This window comes from Rhizobium sp. 18055, from assembly GCF_902706285.1.
Classification (GTDB): Bacteria; Pseudomonadota; Alphaproteobacteria; order Rhizobiales; family Rhizobiaceae; genus Rhizobium.
Genome location: NZ_CACSKD010000001.1, coordinates 28,851 through 44,127, shown reverse-complemented (window position 1 = coordinate 44,127; position 15,277 = coordinate 28,851). Strand labels below are relative to the sequence as shown.

Sequence of the window (15,277 nt, the reverse complement as noted above, 5' to 3'; positions counted from 1 at the left end):
TCAGCGGCTCCTTCTTGAATCGTTGGCACGCGGATCAAGCAGCGGGTAAAGCACATCGACCAGAAGGTTCGACATCATTACCAGGAACGATCCGATCAGCGTGATGGCCAGAATGACGGGGTAGTCGGAATTGGTCAGTGCCTGAACGGTCAGGCGACCGAGGCCGGGCAGACCGAAGACGAGTTCAACGAAGATAGCGCCGTTGACGATGGTGATCATGATCAGGCCGAGCTGGGTGACGACAGGCGTCAGCACCGGGCGAAGAATATGGCGCAGCGCGACGATGATCTCAGGGACGCCCTTGGCACGCGCGGTGCGGACGAAATCCTCCGACAGCACCTCGATGACGGCGGCGCGCGTCTGGCGGATGATCAGCGCGATCGGCTGGAAGGAGAGCACGATCAGCGGCAGCAGAATGCGCACGTCGAACACGCCACCCCAGCCATAGGGCACATTGGCGCTTGGCAGCAGGACGATGAGGCCGACCATCAGCAACGGCCCCGCGACATAGGCCGGGATCGCCCAAAGGAACAGAGCCGAGCCGAGAATGGCATAGTCGATGCGGCTGTTCTGGTTCATCGCGGCGATCATGCCCAGCGGAATGGCAACGACCGTCGTCAGTATGATGGAACAGAGCGCCAGCTTGAACGAAACGGGGGCAGCAGCAGACACCATCGCCCAGACCGAACGGCCCGACGTCAGCGAATTGCCGAACTGGCCGTGCAGCAGGTTCCAGATGTAAAGACCGAACTGCTCGATGAACGGCTTGTTGAGGCCGGCACTTTCGCGAATGGCTTCGATGCGTTCCGGATTATAGGCGACATCGCCCGGCGCACGCAGAAAGATAAGCTTGATCGGATCGCCGGCGCCGTAGAAGGCCAGCGCATAAACGGCCAGCATCACGATCAGAACGGACGGAATCCAGATGGCAAACCGGGTCAGCACGTAGCGTAACAAGGTCACCTCCCACCTGTTGGTCGGCACGGTTCCTCATGCGGGCTGGACCCACGGAGCATGCCTTCTCTTCTTGAAACTTGCGCGAAGGCCTTGCGGTCTTCGCGCGGTTGCCGGATGCCCGAGGGCTATCTTGTCAGAACGTCGCCGGCTCAGCCGATCGAGATGTCCCAAGGTGCCACGACCTGCCAGTCGAGGTTCTTCTCCATGCCCTTGACCTCCTTGGTGGCCCAGCGCGACATCGCCTGAGAATACCATGGAATGAAGGCCCAATCGTCACGGAATGCCTTCTGTGCATCCTGTGCAAGCTTGATGCGGGCAGGATCGTCAGCGGCCTTGGTGGCGGCTTCGGCTAATGCCGCATCGACCTTGTCGTTCTTGTATCCGCCGAGCTTGTTCTGCGCGTTCGACGAGGTGGAGGCGATAGAGCCTGCCAGGTAGGAGACGGCATCGGGAACGCGGGTACCCACGTCGTCGCGGAAGATCTGCACCGCATTCTGGTCCGGACCTGCGTAGGCGTCCTGCTGCGGCTTCATATCGACTGCGGTGATGCCAAGGTTCTGGCGCCACTGCTCGGCGATGAACTGAGCAGCCGCCTGAATGGCCGGGCCGGAGATGCCGACGAAGAGGATCTTCGGCAGGCGCTCAGGCCCACCATAGCTCGATTCGGCAAGCAGCTTCTTGGCAGCGGCCGGATCGAACGGATAGGGCTCGAAGCCGGAATCGTCGGCGCCCGGTACCGAGTTCAGAATCTGGTCGGCCTTCTTGTGCGGACCATCAGGGTAGGATGCCTTGAACAATCCATCGCGATCGATCGCCATGATCAGGGCCTGACGCACCTTCGGATCGTCCATCGGCGCACGCTTGATGTTGAGCCAGAAGTGCTGGCTGGTCGGGATCAGCGGACCGGCGGAAAATTCCGGGCCGAGATCCTGGATGATGGTCGATGTCACCAGCTCGGTATGGGCGTTGAATTCACCCGATTTGATCAGCGACGTCGCGGTGACGTTGTCTTCGATCGAGGTGATTTCGATGCGTGCCAGCTTCGGCTTTGGACCAAAGAAATTCTCGTTCGGCTCGAATACCAGCTTGCCGGCATCGATATCGAGGCTGGTAAGCTTGAACGGGCCGGAATAGGCAGCGCTGCTGTCAGGCTTGTACCAGTCTGCCACTTCCTCGCCATCGCTGCCGCGAGACTGCGACGCCTTGGTGATGGGGGCGATATGGTTGGCAAGACGCATGAAGAAGATCGGATCGGCTTCGGTCAGCGTCACCACCACGGTGCCCTCGTCAGGCGTGGCGACACCTGTCAGCTCATTGCCGGAGCCGGCGCCGATTTCCTTGTAGCCCTGCACCTTGCTCAGCACCTGGTCGGCACGCTGGCTCTTGGTGTTGGGCATGGAAGCGACTTCCCAGGATCCCTTGACGTCGGCTGCGGTGATCTTGCTGCCATCGGAAAACACGGCCTTGGGGTCGATCTTGAAGGTCCAGACCTTGTTGTCCGGCGATTCCCAGCTCGTGAAGACATAAGGCTGGATCTTGCCTTCGCTGTCGAAGTACATCGGCGAAGCCCACCAGATGGAATTCCAGCGGAAGGGAACGCCGCCACCGCGCAGCGGCGACCAATCCTGGTTGAAGGCCGGATTGGCAACCTTCAGCACCTGGCCGTCATCAGCCATGACGATCTTGGCATTCAGCCCGAACACGGTCAGGCCAACGCCGGCCGCAAGGCCAAGCTTCAGCGCGTCGCGGCGCGACATCTGCGCACTCGACGCAGTCTTCCCTTCATTCCGATCAGTCATGTTGCCCTCCCATGGCAAAATCAATGACGTCTCCACTTTCCACTCTTTCCCGAAAGTGCGTCATGACATGGCGGAAACACTCGCTCGTTCATGTAAATATGTCAATAGAAATTAATGTGCAGTCGCCGACAAGCGAACGACAAAATAATTTACCGATTAATTTCAATGACTTGAAAATTTCGCTCAGAGCAACTCTATATTTTTATATTGACAACATGACATCAGAGGATGAAGAAAAACCCATCTTGAAGGCCGATTTTTCGGTCTCTGCCGCCATATCTGCGGCGTTCATCCGAGGAGGACGACATGAACAACCACAAGATCACTGGCGTATTCAGCGCCGCCGCCACCCCGCTCAATGCCGACGGAAGTCCGGATATCGGACTTTTCACCGAGCATTGCCAACGGCTGCTGGCGGAAGGCTGTCATGGCGTTGCCCTGCTTGGCACAACGGGTGAGGCAAACTCCTTCTCATCGAGCGAGCGACGGACAATTCTCGAAGCCGCATTGAAGGCAGGCGTCCCGGCTGACAAGCTGCTCCCGGGCACCGGCGTCGTGGCCATTGCCGAGACCGTGGAACTGACCAGGCACGCGATTTCGCTCGGCGTGACCAAGGTCGTCATGCTTCCGCCATTCTATTACAAGGGCGTCTCCGACGACGGGCTGCTTGCCGCCTATTCGCAAATTCTGGAAGGCGTCGGCGACAACAGGCTTCAGGTCATTCTCTACCATATCCCGCAGGTCTCCGGCATTCCGCTATCCGTGCCATTGATCGGCCGACTGATCGAAGCCTTCCCCGACACCGTGGTCGGCATCAAGGAATCTGCAGGCGATTTCAACAACATGCAGGCGATTATCGCTGCCTATCCTGGTTTCTCGGTTCTGGCTGGCGCCGATCCGCTGCTGCTGCCGCTGCTGAAGGCCGGTGGCGCCGGTTGCATCACCGCGACGTCCAATCTCGTGGCGGGTTCGCTGCGCACGGTGTACGACAAGGTCCACAACGCCGAACAGACCGCCGCCGTTGATCAAGCCCAGGCACGTATCAACGCCTATCGCACGCTTTCCAACTCTTACGTTCAGATCCCGACGATCAAGGCCATGGTCGGGCTGAAGACCGGCAACGCCGCCTGGACGCGCACCCGCGCACCATTGATGCCGATCAGCGATGCCGATTATGCGGGCCTCTCCGAAGCCTACGCCAAGCTACCGTAAGGAGTGCGATCATGACCTTTACAGGCTTGCAGCCGGAGGCTGTTCCAGCACTGATGACCGGCGACGTGATCGCCAACCCCACCGTAACCGGTCGTAGCGATGCCTATCTCCCCTCGCCCTGCATCCAGAACCACGCCGCCAATCTCGCCTTTCTGCCCGATGGGACGCTGACCTGCGTCTGGTTCGGCGGCACGATGGAAGGCATGGGCGACATATCGATTTACATGTCGCGGCTGGCACCTGGCGCGGCGCGATGGTCTCAGCCGGAGAGAATGACTGACGATCCGGCGAAATCCGAGCAAAACCCGTTAATATTCAATGCCCCGGATGGGAATGTCTGGCTGCTCTATACGTCACAGACATCAGGCAATCAGGATGGTGCGGTTGTTAAATGTCGGATCTCGGCGGATGGCGGCAAGTCATTCGGCGATGCGCGCCTGCTCTGCGACATACCCGGCACATTTGTCCGCCAGCCTATCATCGTCAACAGCAGCGGCACATGGCTATTGCCGGCGTTTCGCTGCGTTGGATTGCCCGGTGAGCGCTGGACGGGCGACGCGGATACGGCAGCGGTGCTCGTATCGCCCGACGAGGGCAAGAACTGGACCATGACCGAGGTTCCGGACAGCCTTGGCGCTGTCCACATGAACATCGTGCAGCTGGATGGCAACGACCTTGTCGCCTTCTACCGCAATCGTTTTGCCGAATCCATATTGTCCAGCCGATCCCGAGATGGTGGCAAGCAATGGAGTGCGCCGCAGCCGATCGATCTTCCAAACAACAACTCGTCGATACAGGCCGTTAGGTTGAAAGATGGCGTGATTGCAGTGGTTTACAATCATTCAAACGCATCGATGTCGGATGCGAGACGGCTTTCGCTCTATGACGAGATCGAGGGGGACGGACAGACGCCGGCCGCGCCTGCGCAGCCAAGCGATCGGCGCAAAGCCATCTGGGGCGTGCCGCGCGCGCCGCTCAGCATCGCCTTCTCGACAGATAACGGCGCAAGCTTTCCGCGCCACATCGACCTCGACACGGGCGACGGATACTGCCTGAGCAACAACTCGAAAGACGCGGTCAACCGCGAGTTTTCCTACCCCTCCATCACGCAGGGACCGGACGGCGTGGTGCATGTCGCCTACACCTATTATCGCCGGGCGATCAAATACGTACGGCTGTCACCGCAGGCGATTGCTTGACGCGCGACGGGCTATCGGTTGTGAATTTCAATCCATCTGACGCGTCGAGCCACTGAGCATTTCGCGTCAGATTTACAATTCTTAGCCAGAGAATTGACAAGCTCGCGTGTTCACTGCGGATACGGCCATGCTGCTCGATCTTGCGTGTCTTCGTCGGGTAAAACATCGTATTATCAATGCGCTATTACGCATTGATCGGAAGCGTATTCCAAGTGACATCTGACGTTTTCGTCGATTTTCATGTCAAATCCGCCGGCAAGGCTTGCCAAACGGAGTAAGCTGATATAACAAATTTACATCTTGGCGACGCTTCTAAGCGCCGCAACACCGCAGGGAGGAGTGGTCCAGTGGTCAGCTTGGATTCGCCTATCACAATGATCCGGCCGTCCGTGATCGAATTCGGCGTCGGTACGGCGGAGCGTCTCGGCAAGTGGGCGGACGACAAAGGTTACGCCAGAATTCTGGTGATTTCCGATGCCTTCAATGCAACGCGGGTCGATTCGCTAGCGCTCAAGGGCGATGTCACCGTCTTTGCGGACGTGACACCCGAGCCCGACACCGCCAACCTCGACAAGGTTCTTGCCGCCGCCAATGCCGCGGACGCCCAACTGGTGGTGGGCTTCGGCGGAGGCAGCGCCATGGATCTTGCCAAGCTTGCCGCGGTGCTGGCCGGCTCGCAGCAGACGTTGCACGAGGTCGTCGGTCCGAACAAGGTTCATGGCCCGCGCCGCGTGGCACTGGCACAGGTGCCGACGACGGCCGGAACAGGCAGTGAAGCCGGCATTCGCGCCCTGGTGACCGATCCGAAGACGATGGCAAAGCTTGCCGTCGAGAGCATTCACATGCTGGCCGACATTGCCGTCATCGACCCGGCGCTGACATTCACCGTGCCTGCGCGCACCACAGCCGCCACCGGCGTCGATGCCATGGCGCATTGCGTCGAGGCTTTCACCAATCGCAAGGCGCATCCGATGGTCGACCTCTACGCGATCGAGGGAACGCGTCTTGTCGGCAAGTATCTGGCCCGTGCGGTCAAGGATGGCGCGGATGCCGAGGCGCGCGCAGGCCTTTCTCTGGCCTCGCTTTACGGCGGCTTTTGTCTCGGCCCGGTCAACACCGCAGGCGGACACGCGCTCGCCTATCCCCTTGGTACCCGCTGGCATGTCGCCCATGGCGCGGCCAACGCGCTGATCTTCCCGCATGTTCTGGCTTTCAACACGCCATCGGTTCCGGAAAAGACCCGCGCGGTGATGGATGCGCTCGATCGCAAGGCATCGGAAGATGTCAAATCGGTATTCGAGGCGGCCTATTCCTTCTGTGCCGATCTCGGCATCGAGATGAAGCTGTCAGCGCTCGGCGTGCCGGATAGCGATCTGGATGCGATGGCCGACGATGCCTTTGCCATCCGTCGCCTGCTCGACAACAATCCGCGCGATCTGTCGCGCGCCGATATACGCTCGATATACCAGGCCGCCTTCTAGGCGCGTGCGATCCAAAAAGGGAATCTGACTGATGGACAGGAATGCGAAAGTCGCGGTGACGCTTGGTGATCCGGCGGGCGTCGGCTCTGAAGTGATCGTCAAGGCGCTGGCTGCTATGCCGGAAGTGGAGCGCCGCGATTTCGTGATCGTCGGCAATACCGAAGCACTTGAACGCGCCAATCGCTCTGCCGAGACCGGCCTGAAATTTGCGCTTGCAGGATCGTCCGGTGCCGACACGATCGCCGTCGATGAAGTGGATCTCGGGGCACCCTTGCCCGAGATCGGCAAGGTGAGCCCGGTCGCCGGCGATGCGTCAGTGCGCTACATCACCCGCGCCGTCGATCTCGCCATGTCCGGTGAAGCCGACGTCATCGTCACCGCGCCGATCAACAAGGAAGCGATGAACCTTGCCGGCCACCATTTCGATGGTCACACCGGGCTCCTGGCGCATCTGACGGGCTCGAAAAGCTCGTTCATGCTCCTCGCCTCGGAACGGCTGAACACCATTCACGTCTCCACCCATATCTCGCTGAAGGGCGCTATCGAGCGCGCCAGGACCGAGCGCGTGCTGGCGACCATCGAGGCCGGTCACAATCATTTCATGCGGCTCGGCAAGAAGGCGCGTATCGCCGTTGCAGGTCTCAACCCGCATTGCGGCGAAAATGGCCTGTTCGGAACCGAAGACATGGAATTCCTGGCACCCGCCGTCGAACTGGCGCAGGCCAAGGGCATCGACGTCGTCGGTCCTATTTCGGCGGATACGGTATTTGCCCGCGCCTATAACGGCGCGTTCGACCTGATCATCGCGCAGTATCACGATCAGGGTCACATCCCGATCAAGCTCGTGGCCTTCGAGACAGCCGTCAACGTCTCGCTCGGCCTGCCGATCGATCGCGTCTCGGTCGACCACGGCACAGCCTTCGACATCGCCGGGACCGGCAAGGCCAACCACGTCAACATGCTCTCGGCGATTGCCTATGCCAGATTGATGGCACGCTCGCCCCGCCGTCAGGTGGCCTGAGTAGTTCGAAAACGATCTGAATGGCCAACGGCGCGCCTTCGCGCCGCTGGCTTTCCATTCTCTCGGGAGGAGACGAGCAATGGACAAGACTGTTATCGTTCTCGGAGGAGAACTGGCGCCCGAAGGGCTGTCTCTTCTGGTCGCGGCCGGCGTTACGGTTATGACCACAGCGCCTTATCTCGACCGGCAAGCCATCATCGACATCATGAAAGCCCACAAGCCGGACGCCGTGATCCTGCGGCTTGTGACTGAGACGCTGGGCTCCGAGGAGATGAAGGCTGGCGGTAAACTCCGGCATATCGCCAAGCACGGCGTCTGCACCAATGACATCGACGTCAAGGCAGCAACCGAGCTCGACATATCCGTATCGATGACCACGGGCAGCAATGGGCATTCGGTTGCCGAACATGCGCTGGCCATGATCATGGCACTGGCCAAGGATCTGCCGCGACAGGATGCCCTGATCCGGGACGGCATATGGGACAAGAGCCAGTATCAGGGACGTGAACTGCGCGGCCAACGCCTCGGTATCGTCGGTTTCGGCTTTGTCGGCCAGGCGCTGGCGAAGATGGCCGATGCGATCGGCTTGGTGGTCACAGCGTTTGATCCGCATGCCGCAGACGGCGCATTCACATCAGCGGTGCGACGCGAAACCGATCTGGACGCGCTTCTTGCAGGCTCCGATATTGTCAGCCTCCACGGTCCGCTGACACCTGATACCACCAAGCTGATTGATGCGCGTCGAATCCGGCTGATGAAGCCCGGCGCATTTCTGATCAACACGGCGCGTGGCGAAGTGGTGGATGAGGTGGCGCTCGCTCAGGCGCTGGAGGAAGGTCGCCTGGGCGGCGCCGGGCTCGACAGTTTCGCGTGCGAACCGCCTGGCATCGACAACCCGCTGTTCCAGCTCCCCAATACACTGGTCACACCCCACGTCGCCGGCGTCACACTCGATGCCAAGCGGGCGATGTCGGTGATGGCGGCATAGAACGTCCTTGATGTCCTTGATGGAAAGACGCTCGAGCCGCGCCTTTTGGCGCGGTGAGCACTTCCCGGTCCTAAACTCACGGAGAAACTGATGAGCGAAACCGCCGACATCCGCTACGCGCCCGATACGCTGCGCCGCTTTGCCAAAAACCTGTTTGCCGCCGCCGGCGGGCGCGATGATTTCCTACGCCAGACGGGGTGGCTCGCCGACACCTGCCACGACAATCCGCCGCGCCCCGGCGTCGAGCGCGTTCGCCTGCCGGGCGAAAGCGGATTGGCACACAAGCGTGCGGCACTTGCCGATGGCCTCCGCCTCTTTCCCGGCATCATCGAACCGCTGCGCGACCATGCCGAACGCCTCGGCGTTCCCATACCGAGCGCGCTGTAAAGATGCTCAGCGCCGGCGCGCGATCAGCCAGACCAGATAGGGCGCGCCCGCCAGGGCGGCAAACAGGCCGAGCGGAAGCTCATAGGGAAAGGTTGCGGTGCGTGCGCCAAAATCGGCGATAACCATCAGCAGCGCGCCCAAAGCCGCTGATGCCAACAGTTGGTGGGCCGGCCGGACAAAGCCTGCCCGGTGTGCAATATGCGGCCCCATCAGCCCGACGAAACTCAAGGGCCCAACCAGCAGCGACGCCGCACCGGTGGCCAAACCGGCCACGAGGATCATGGAGATGCGCGCCGTGCGTACCGGCACGCCGAGCGCAACGGGCACCGCCTGGCCCAATGGCAAGACAGTGAGCCAGCGCGTGAACAAAAGCACCACGCCCGTGCCCATCACAGCCAAGACGGCAAGCACGACCGATGACGCCGGCGTCGCGGTGTGTGACGAGCCGCCGAGCCACGACAGGATCTGCCACGAGCGCTGATCGCCAATTGCCAGCAGCGCCGACAGGATCGCCGAGGTCAGCGAGCTGACGGCTATCCCGGCCAGCAATAGCCGTTCCGGTGACAGGTGTCGCTGGCTGGCGAAAGCGACGACGATGATCATCACCACCATGGAGCCGATCCCGGCACCGGCAAACAGTTCGGCAACGCCGGCCGCCGGGAAGATGGTGATCGCCGCAGCAAAGCCAACACCGGCACCGCCGCTGACGCCGAGAACCTCCGGGCTCGCCAGCGGATTTCCGGTCAGGCGCTGAAGGATCGTTCCGGATATGGCGAGCAGGCTGCCCGCCGCCGCGGACGCCAGCAATCGTGGCCAGCGCATCGGCAGCAGATCAGAGAAGTCCTGCATCGAAAGGAGGGTAAATCCGGCAGGCGTTCGCGCCAGGAAGAGAACCGCCAGGGCAACGACCGGCAGGAGCGCGAAAAGCAGAACGAGCCTTGCTCCCGGCGCCCTCGCCTCGGCTGCATGGGTGCGTTGCGCGCGCAGTTCCACCGGCTTGACCTTCGGCAGCAGCCAGAGCAGCAACGGGCCGCCGATCAGGGCGGTCATCGCCCCTGTCGGAAATGTCTCGCTCGTCGTCGAACCCAGGAACTGCACCAGCCCGTCGCAGAGCCAGAGCAGCAATCCACCGGCCACCGGAGACGCGAGCAGCATGGCGTGCGGTTTGCGAACACCGAGGCCGCGCACCAGCGCTGGCCCTGCGAGGCCGACAAAGCTGACGAGCCCGACGCTTGCCGCCACACCGGCCGCAAGGCCGACAGCGATGACGGCGACTGCGATGCGGACGCCGACAAGGCCGACACCGAGCGATCTCGCGCCGCTGTCTCCGAGCCCGAACAAGGCCAGCGGACGCATCAGCAAGATGGCGGCGATCATGCCGGCGATCAGTTCCAGCGCGAGCATCTTTGCGATCGACCAGTCCTGCTGGCTGAGCGAGCCACCGTTCCAGGTCACCAGCGACATCAGATACTCGCCTTGTGAAAGCGTCATCGCTGCCGACAAGGCTCCGCAGGTGATGCCGACCAGAAGGCCAGAGACCACCATCGTCACCGGATCGAAACTGCGTCGCCAACCAAGCAGGAACACCAGAGCCGTTGCCCCCGCAGCGCCCGCGAGTGCCACAAGCGCGCGGTAACCGTCGAGGATCGCCGGGTAGAACAGCGTTGCCGCGACGATAGCGAGCTGCGCGCCGGCCGAGACACCGAGCGTCGAAGGATCGGCGATCGGGTTTCTCAGCAGTCGCTGCAGCAGGGCTCCCGCCAGCCCCAGAGCGGCGCCGGCAAGGATCGCCACGGCAGCCCTTGGAAATGCACCATAGGCGAGGATGATCTGCGCGGTGCTCATGTTTTCAGGCGCCAGCGGCAGCGATGGCCAGGCGTTCAAGGGCAGGAATGAGATTGCCTGCTGCAGGAAAAGCAATATCGCAAGCACGGTGACGGCGAAGAAGGAGATCCAGGCTGTGCGCATCGTCAAAGCGTTTCTCCACCCTTGGTCAGCGCTTCGCTCAAAAGCCGGGCAAAGCGAAGGCCGGCGGTGATGCCGCCATAAGGGTTGACGTTACCGATGTTGACGACCCGGCCCTGCTGCACCGGCTTCAGCGATTTCCAGATCATGCTGTCCCGCAGGCTGCTGCGCGCCTCCACCGGAATATCGGAGACGATGACGATGCGCGCGTCAGGATTGGCAGCGAGATTTTCCATGGGGACCGGTGCTGCAAAGGTGAAGCGTGATCGATCTGTCCAGGCGTTCGGCAAGCCCAGCCGCTGCATGATGTCACCGAACATGCTGTCAGCGCCGAAGGCGCGGAAGTGCCGGCTGTCGCCGACGTTGATGATGTAGGTCGGCCGCGCCGAGAACGGGCTGACTTGCTGGCGAAACCGCTCCAGCATTGCCGCTTGTTCAGCCAGCACCTTGGTTGCTTCATCGGCACGGCCGAGCAGCGTTCCCAAGTCGGATACCGCAGCAAGCGCCTTGGCGTAAGGCGGCTCACCCTGGATGTAGAAGGGCAATGAGAACACTGGGGCGATCGCCTCCAGCGCTGGCCGATGCCTGACGTAGAATGGCGAAATCAGGATCAGCTCCGGCCTCAGGAGATGCAGCAACTCGAAATTCGGCGAACCGCGCAAGCCGAGATCGACAACGGATTGCGGAATTTCGGGTTCGACGGCACCGCTCCGAAACTGGATGAGCTCGGTGGCCGCGATCGGTGTGACGCCGAGCGCCATCAAGGTCTCGAGCATCGCCCAGTCGATGGCCGCAATCCGACGCGGTTCGGCAGCCTTCACATCCCATGCAACGGCAAAGGCAGCAAGCAGGCCAAGAGCCTGCCGCCGCCCGATCAAAGGTGATGTTTTGGATTTCTCTACGATCATTCGCCCACTTTAATCTGCCGCCTACCAGGCGAAACTCAATCTGGCCATCAATGTGCGACCGTCGCCATATGTGCAGCCGAACGAAGAGCAGCTTGAGACATAGTTCTTGTCCGCGATATTCTTGAGATTGAGGGACGCCGTGACGCCGTCTTTCTTGTAGCGGATGGCCGCGTCGAGAAGAGCGACGCCGGCAAGATCGAATGTGTTGGCAGTATCGCCATAACGCTGTCCCACATACCTGACGCCACCGCCAATACCAAACCCATCGAGTGCAGTCCCCTCCTGGAAAGTATAATCCAACCAGAGGCTTGCCGCATTCGCCGGGACATTGTCCAGACGTTTTCCGTTGTCCGTTCGCCCCAGAATTTCCGTATCCATGTACGTGTAGGCCGCGTGCAGGTCCAGCCCATCCGCCAGGCTGGTCACACCTTCCAGCTCGATGCCTTTGACGTGGACCTCACCGATCTGCGCAATCGTGGTTCCGCCACCCGGCAGCGCCACGGTGTTCGATACATTGTTCTGGCGAAGGTCGAACACCGCAGCCGAGAAGAAGCCGTTCCAGCCTTCCGGCTGATACTTGATGCCTACTTCCACCTGTTTTCCGGTGGTGGGGTCCAGCAGCTGGCCGCTTGTCGGTACAGGAACGGGCTCGAAGGAGGTGGCATAGCTGATATAAGGCGCAACGCCGTTGTCGAAGACGTAGCCCAGTCCAGCACGGCCGGTGAGCTTCTGATCGTCCTTGCTCAGTGGCCTCGTGACGTTGGTCAATCCGTTGAGGGAGGTGCCGCTGGTGCTGGCCCAATCCTGCCGCAGGCCGAATGTGGCGCGCCAGTTGTTGTAGGCCATCTCGTCCTGGATATAAATCCCGAGCTGCTGCAGATCGGAATCGACATGGCTGTCCGTCGTCTTCGCCAATAGCGTGATGGGGCCGCCATAAACCGGATTGAAGGCATCGAGCGGTGTTGCACGCCAGAACTGCGTGCTGACATCATTGGCGAAGTAGCGGTAATCCAGGCCCAGCAACAGCTTGTGCTCGACGTCACCCGTGTCGAATTCGGCGAGGAGATTGTTGTCGATGTTGACGCTGTTCAGCTGTTCGTCCTGGAACGTCGCATTGCGGTTGATCGTCCGTCCGTCGGCCGCCAGGCCGGCGGTGGACATGCCGAGCGCCTGATAATTCCAGTCGAGATTGGTGTAGCGAACATTCTGGCGGAAGGTCCAGACGTCGTTCAAGCGATGCTCGAACTCGTAGCCGATGTTCGTCAAGGTGCGGTCGGAATCGTCGAAGCTCTTGTCGCCAACGAAGAAATCCCGCGACAGACGGTTGCCCTTCGCATTCAGCGTCAGCTGTGCCGGCAAGCTCGAGGGTGTGCTTGGATTGTCGTGTTGAACGCTTGTCAGGATCGTCAGCCTGGTATCTTCGTCAGGCTGCCACGTCAGAGCAGGTGCGATGAAATATCGGTCATTGTCGATGTTGTCTGTCTGTGCACCGGCGGCGCGCACAAGACCTGTCACGCGATAGGCGAAATCGGACCCATCGGTCACCGGGCCGCCAACGTCGAAGAACGAGCCGTAGGTATCATAGCTGCCAATCTGTAAGCCGACTTCGCCGAAGCGCTCGAACACCGGACGCTTGCTGACCAGATTGATCAACCCGCCGGGATTTCCCTGGCCGTACATGACCGATGCCGGTCCGCGCAGGACTTCGATGCGCTCAAGCTGATAGGGATCGACCGGCGGCGCGCCTGCCGTGCGCATCATCCGCAGACCGTTGAGAAACTGCGCCTGACGACCATCGAAACCGCGAATTCTTGGCGAATCGAAGCGGGGGTCCGAGCCATAAGGCGTACCCGAAACGCCGGCCGTATATTCGACAGCCTGGCCGACGGTTTCGGCGTCCTGCGCGCGCATCTGATCGTTGGTGATGACGGAGATCGATTGCTGCGTTTCGAGAAGCGGCGTACCGGTCTTGGTCGCGGTCGAGCTGGTCTTGGCGACGAAGCCTTTGACAGGCGCCTTTGGGTCTTCGCTTTGCTTGGCCTGAACGGTGATCGGCGCCAGCGCCGTCGCGCTATCGGCGTCCTGCGCAGATGCATTGCCTGGAGCAGAGATTGTTACGCCAACCATCGCCGTTGCTGCCAACGCTTTCATAAATTCGAAGTGTCTTGTCACTCTGCCGCCCAATCCAGTTGCCATCCGAAAACTGGACTGTTTTATTCATCTTATCTCACTTCATCCAATAAATGACAGAGGATATTTTCATAGGTTGTGATTATGATAAAATCGAGAAATGATAGTCTATAATTATTCTAATCCAAACTCCGGGATGAGATGATCGACCCTGACACCCGCAAACCGGCGCGCGCGCCCTCATTCGAACTGCGGCATCTGAGATATTTCGTGGCCCTGGTCGAAGAGCGAAACTTCGAACGTGCTGCCTTGCGGCTCGGTATTGCCCAACCCGGGCTCAGCCAGCAAATTATGAGCCTTGAGGACATCATCGGTACCACGCTTCTGGACCGAACGCGCCGATCGGTGAAACTCACGCAGTCAGGTCAGGTCCTCTATGACGAGGCAACCAAGATACTGGCGCAGGCTGCAAGCGCGATCGTGGCCGTCAACCGGGTCAGCCGTGGTGAAACCGGCCATGTATCGATCGGCTACGTCGCGTCGGCGGCCTATTCCGGCGCGGTGGTCCAATCAGTCAAGACCTACAAACGCGAGCATCCGGGTGTCGAAATCCAGCTGATCGAGATGGAACTTCGCAAGCAGCTAGCACGCATCATCGAGGGCCTGCTCGACTTCGCCTTCATCCGTGGTCCGGCACCCATCCCCGATGGCCTCGCTACGCATGTCATCCAGCGGGAACCAATCGTTGCGATGGTTCCTGACGGCCATGCACTGACCCTGGAGCGGGGAGCCGCCGATCTGGCTACGCTATCCCAAGAGACCTTTCTCACGCCCCAGCAGCCAAGGGATGTCGGCTTTCACGGCACAACCCACGCAGCCTGCAAGGAAGCGGGCTTCGAGCCGACGATCAACTCTGCCTCCTTCGATGTCACGGGTATCGCCAGCATGGTGGCGATCGGGGCCGGCGTCGCGATTGTGCCGAAATCGCTGGAGTGCGTCCAGCTGCCAGGCATCCGGTTTGTTCCGCTGCCCCATTCTCAGGTGACGTCCGACCTCGTGGTCGCCTATCGCAAGACGGAAGCGTCTCCCGCAGTTCGGGCGTTCATCGCACACAATAAACGAAGCGTTTAGCCGGATCTCCATCGCCCGGTTCGCACATCTGCATAAGTCGTTGCAATTGCACAACTGGACTGCCTGATGATTTGGCCTTGAGACCGGCTGAAGGCCGTG

The 15,277-nt window shown here is 60.7% G+C and carries 12 protein-coding genes; 7 read left to right on the top strand and 5 right to left on the bottom strand.

All coding sequences use genetic code 11. The features are described from left to right. Window positions 1-957: an ABC transporter permease gene (locus tag GVL52_RS00210; protein ID WP_160003954.1), complete on the bottom strand. Its 957-nt coding sequence runs from the start codon at window positions 955-957 to the stop codon at window positions 1-3. A 149-nt stretch (window positions 958-1,106) separates the two neighbouring features. After that, a complete protein-coding gene (locus tag GVL52_RS00205; RefSeq protein WP_160003247.1) occupies window positions 1,107-2,756 on the bottom strand; it encodes an ABC transporter substrate-binding protein in 1,650 nt (549 codons plus the stop codon). Window positions 2,757-3,062: 306 nt separating this feature from the next. On the opposite strand from GVL52_RS00205, the gene GVL52_RS00200 reads away from it, so the two are divergent. From GVL52_RS00200 to GVL52_RS00175, 6 genes are all read left to right on the top strand, one after another. Next, on the top strand, window positions 3,063-3,968 hold the full coding sequence (locus tag GVL52_RS00200; RefSeq protein ID WP_160003246.1) for a dihydrodipicolinate synthase family protein: 906 nt from the start codon (window positions 3,063-3,065) through the stop codon (window positions 3,966-3,968). Window positions 3,969-3,979: 11 nt separating this feature from the next. Further along, window positions 3,980-5,167 carry an exo-alpha-sialidase gene (locus GVL52_RS00195; RefSeq protein ID WP_160003245.1) on the top strand — a complete coding sequence of 396 codons (1,188 nt, stop codon included), beginning with the start codon at window positions 3,980-3,982 and terminating at the stop codon, window positions 5,165-5,167. Between the two features lie 347 nt (window positions 5,168-5,514). Continuing rightward, window positions 5,515-6,648 carry an iron-containing alcohol dehydrogenase gene (locus tag GVL52_RS00190; RefSeq protein ID WP_160003244.1) on the top strand — a complete coding sequence of 378 codons (1,134 nt, stop codon included), beginning with the start codon at window positions 5,515-5,517 and terminating at the stop codon, window positions 6,646-6,648. A gap of 31 nt (window positions 6,649-6,679) precedes the next feature. Beyond that, on the top strand, window positions 6,680-7,669 hold the full coding sequence (gene pdxA / locus GVL52_RS00185; protein ID WP_160003243.1) for a 4-hydroxythreonine-4-phosphate dehydrogenase PdxA: 990 nt from the start codon (window positions 6,680-6,682) through the stop codon (window positions 7,667-7,669). Between the two features lie 79 nt (window positions 7,670-7,748). Next, window positions 7,749-8,657, top strand: coding sequence for a hydroxyacid dehydrogenase (locus tag GVL52_RS00180; protein ID WP_160003242.1), 909 nt, complete (start codon window positions 7,749-7,751; stop codon window positions 8,655-8,657). Window positions 8,658-8,747: 90 nt separating this feature from the next. Then, window positions 8,748-9,044, top strand: coding sequence for a hypothetical protein (locus GVL52_RS00175; protein ID WP_244619046.1), 297 nt, complete (start codon window positions 8,748-8,750; stop codon window positions 9,042-9,044). A gap of 6 nt (window positions 9,045-9,050) precedes the next feature. Here the strand turns inward: GVL52_RS00175 and fhuB are convergent, their stop codons facing one another. Genes fhuB through GVL52_RS00160 form a run of 3 tightly spaced genes read right to left on the bottom strand, consistent with a single transcriptional unit; the run spans window position 9,051 to window position 14,068 of the window. Beyond that, window positions 9,051-11,012 carry a Fe(3+)-hydroxamate ABC transporter permease FhuB gene (gene fhuB, locus GVL52_RS00170; protein WP_160003953.1) on the bottom strand — a complete coding sequence of 654 codons (1,962 nt, stop codon included), beginning with the start codon at window positions 11,010-11,012 and terminating at the stop codon, window positions 9,051-9,053. A gap of 2 nt (window positions 11,013-11,014) precedes the next feature. Next, window positions 11,015-11,917 (bottom strand): iron-siderophore ABC transporter substrate-binding protein, encoded by a 903-nt coding sequence (locus tag GVL52_RS00165; RefSeq protein ID WP_160003241.1) that lies wholly within the window; start codon window positions 11,915-11,917, stop codon window positions 11,015-11,017. A 21-nt stretch (window positions 11,918-11,938) separates the two neighbouring features. Next, a complete protein-coding gene (locus GVL52_RS00160) occupies window positions 11,939-14,068 on the bottom strand; it encodes a TonB-dependent siderophore receptor (protein WP_160003240.1) in 2,130 nt (709 codons plus the stop codon). 180 nt (window positions 14,069-14,248) lie between these two features. Here GVL52_RS00160 and GVL52_RS00155 point away from each other — a divergent pair, with 180 nt between their 5' ends. Next, the gene (locus GVL52_RS00155; protein ID WP_160003239.1) at window positions 14,249-15,178 is read left to right on the top strand and encodes a LysR substrate-binding domain-containing protein; all 930 of its coding nucleotides are present in this window, start codon (window positions 14,249-14,251) and stop codon (window positions 15,176-15,178) included. The last annotated feature ends 99 nt before the right edge of the window (window positions 15,179-15,277 follow it).

Coding starts and splice junctions, on each gene's coding strand:
- GVL52_RS00205 (WP_160003247.1), bottom strand. CDS start 2,756: ATGACTGATCGGAATGAAGGGAAGACTGCGTCGAGTGCGCAGATGTCG.
- GVL52_RS00200 (WP_160003246.1), top strand. CDS start 3,063: ATGAACAACCACAAGATCACTGGCGTATTCAGCGCCGCCGCCACCCCG.
- GVL52_RS00195 (WP_160003245.1), top strand. CDS start 3,980: ATGACCTTTACAGGCTTGCAGCCGGAGGCTGTTCCAGCACTGATGACC.
- pdxA (WP_160003243.1), top strand. CDS start 6,680: ATGGACAGGAATGCGAAAGTCGCGGTGACGCTTGGTGATCCGGCGGGC.
- GVL52_RS00180 (WP_160003242.1), top strand. CDS start 7,749: ATGGACAAGACTGTTATCGTTCTCGGAGGAGAACTGGCGCCCGAAGGG.
- GVL52_RS00175 (WP_244619046.1), top strand. CDS start 8,748: ATGAGCGAAACCGCCGACATCCGCTACGCGCCCGATACGCTGCGCCGC.
- fhuB (WP_160003953.1), bottom strand. CDS start 11,012: ATGCGCACAGCCTGGATCTCCTTCTTCGCCGTCACCGTGCTTGCGATA.
- GVL52_RS00165 (WP_160003241.1), bottom strand. CDS start 11,917: ATGATCGTAGAGAAATCCAAAACATCACCTTTGATCGGGCGGCGGCAG.
- GVL52_RS00160 (WP_160003240.1), bottom strand. CDS start 14,068: ATGAAAGCGTTGGCAGCAACGGCGATGGTTGGCGTAACAATCTCTGCT.
- GVL52_RS00155 (WP_160003239.1), top strand. CDS start 14,249: ATGATCGACCCTGACACCCGCAAACCGGCGCGCGCGCCCTCATTCGAA.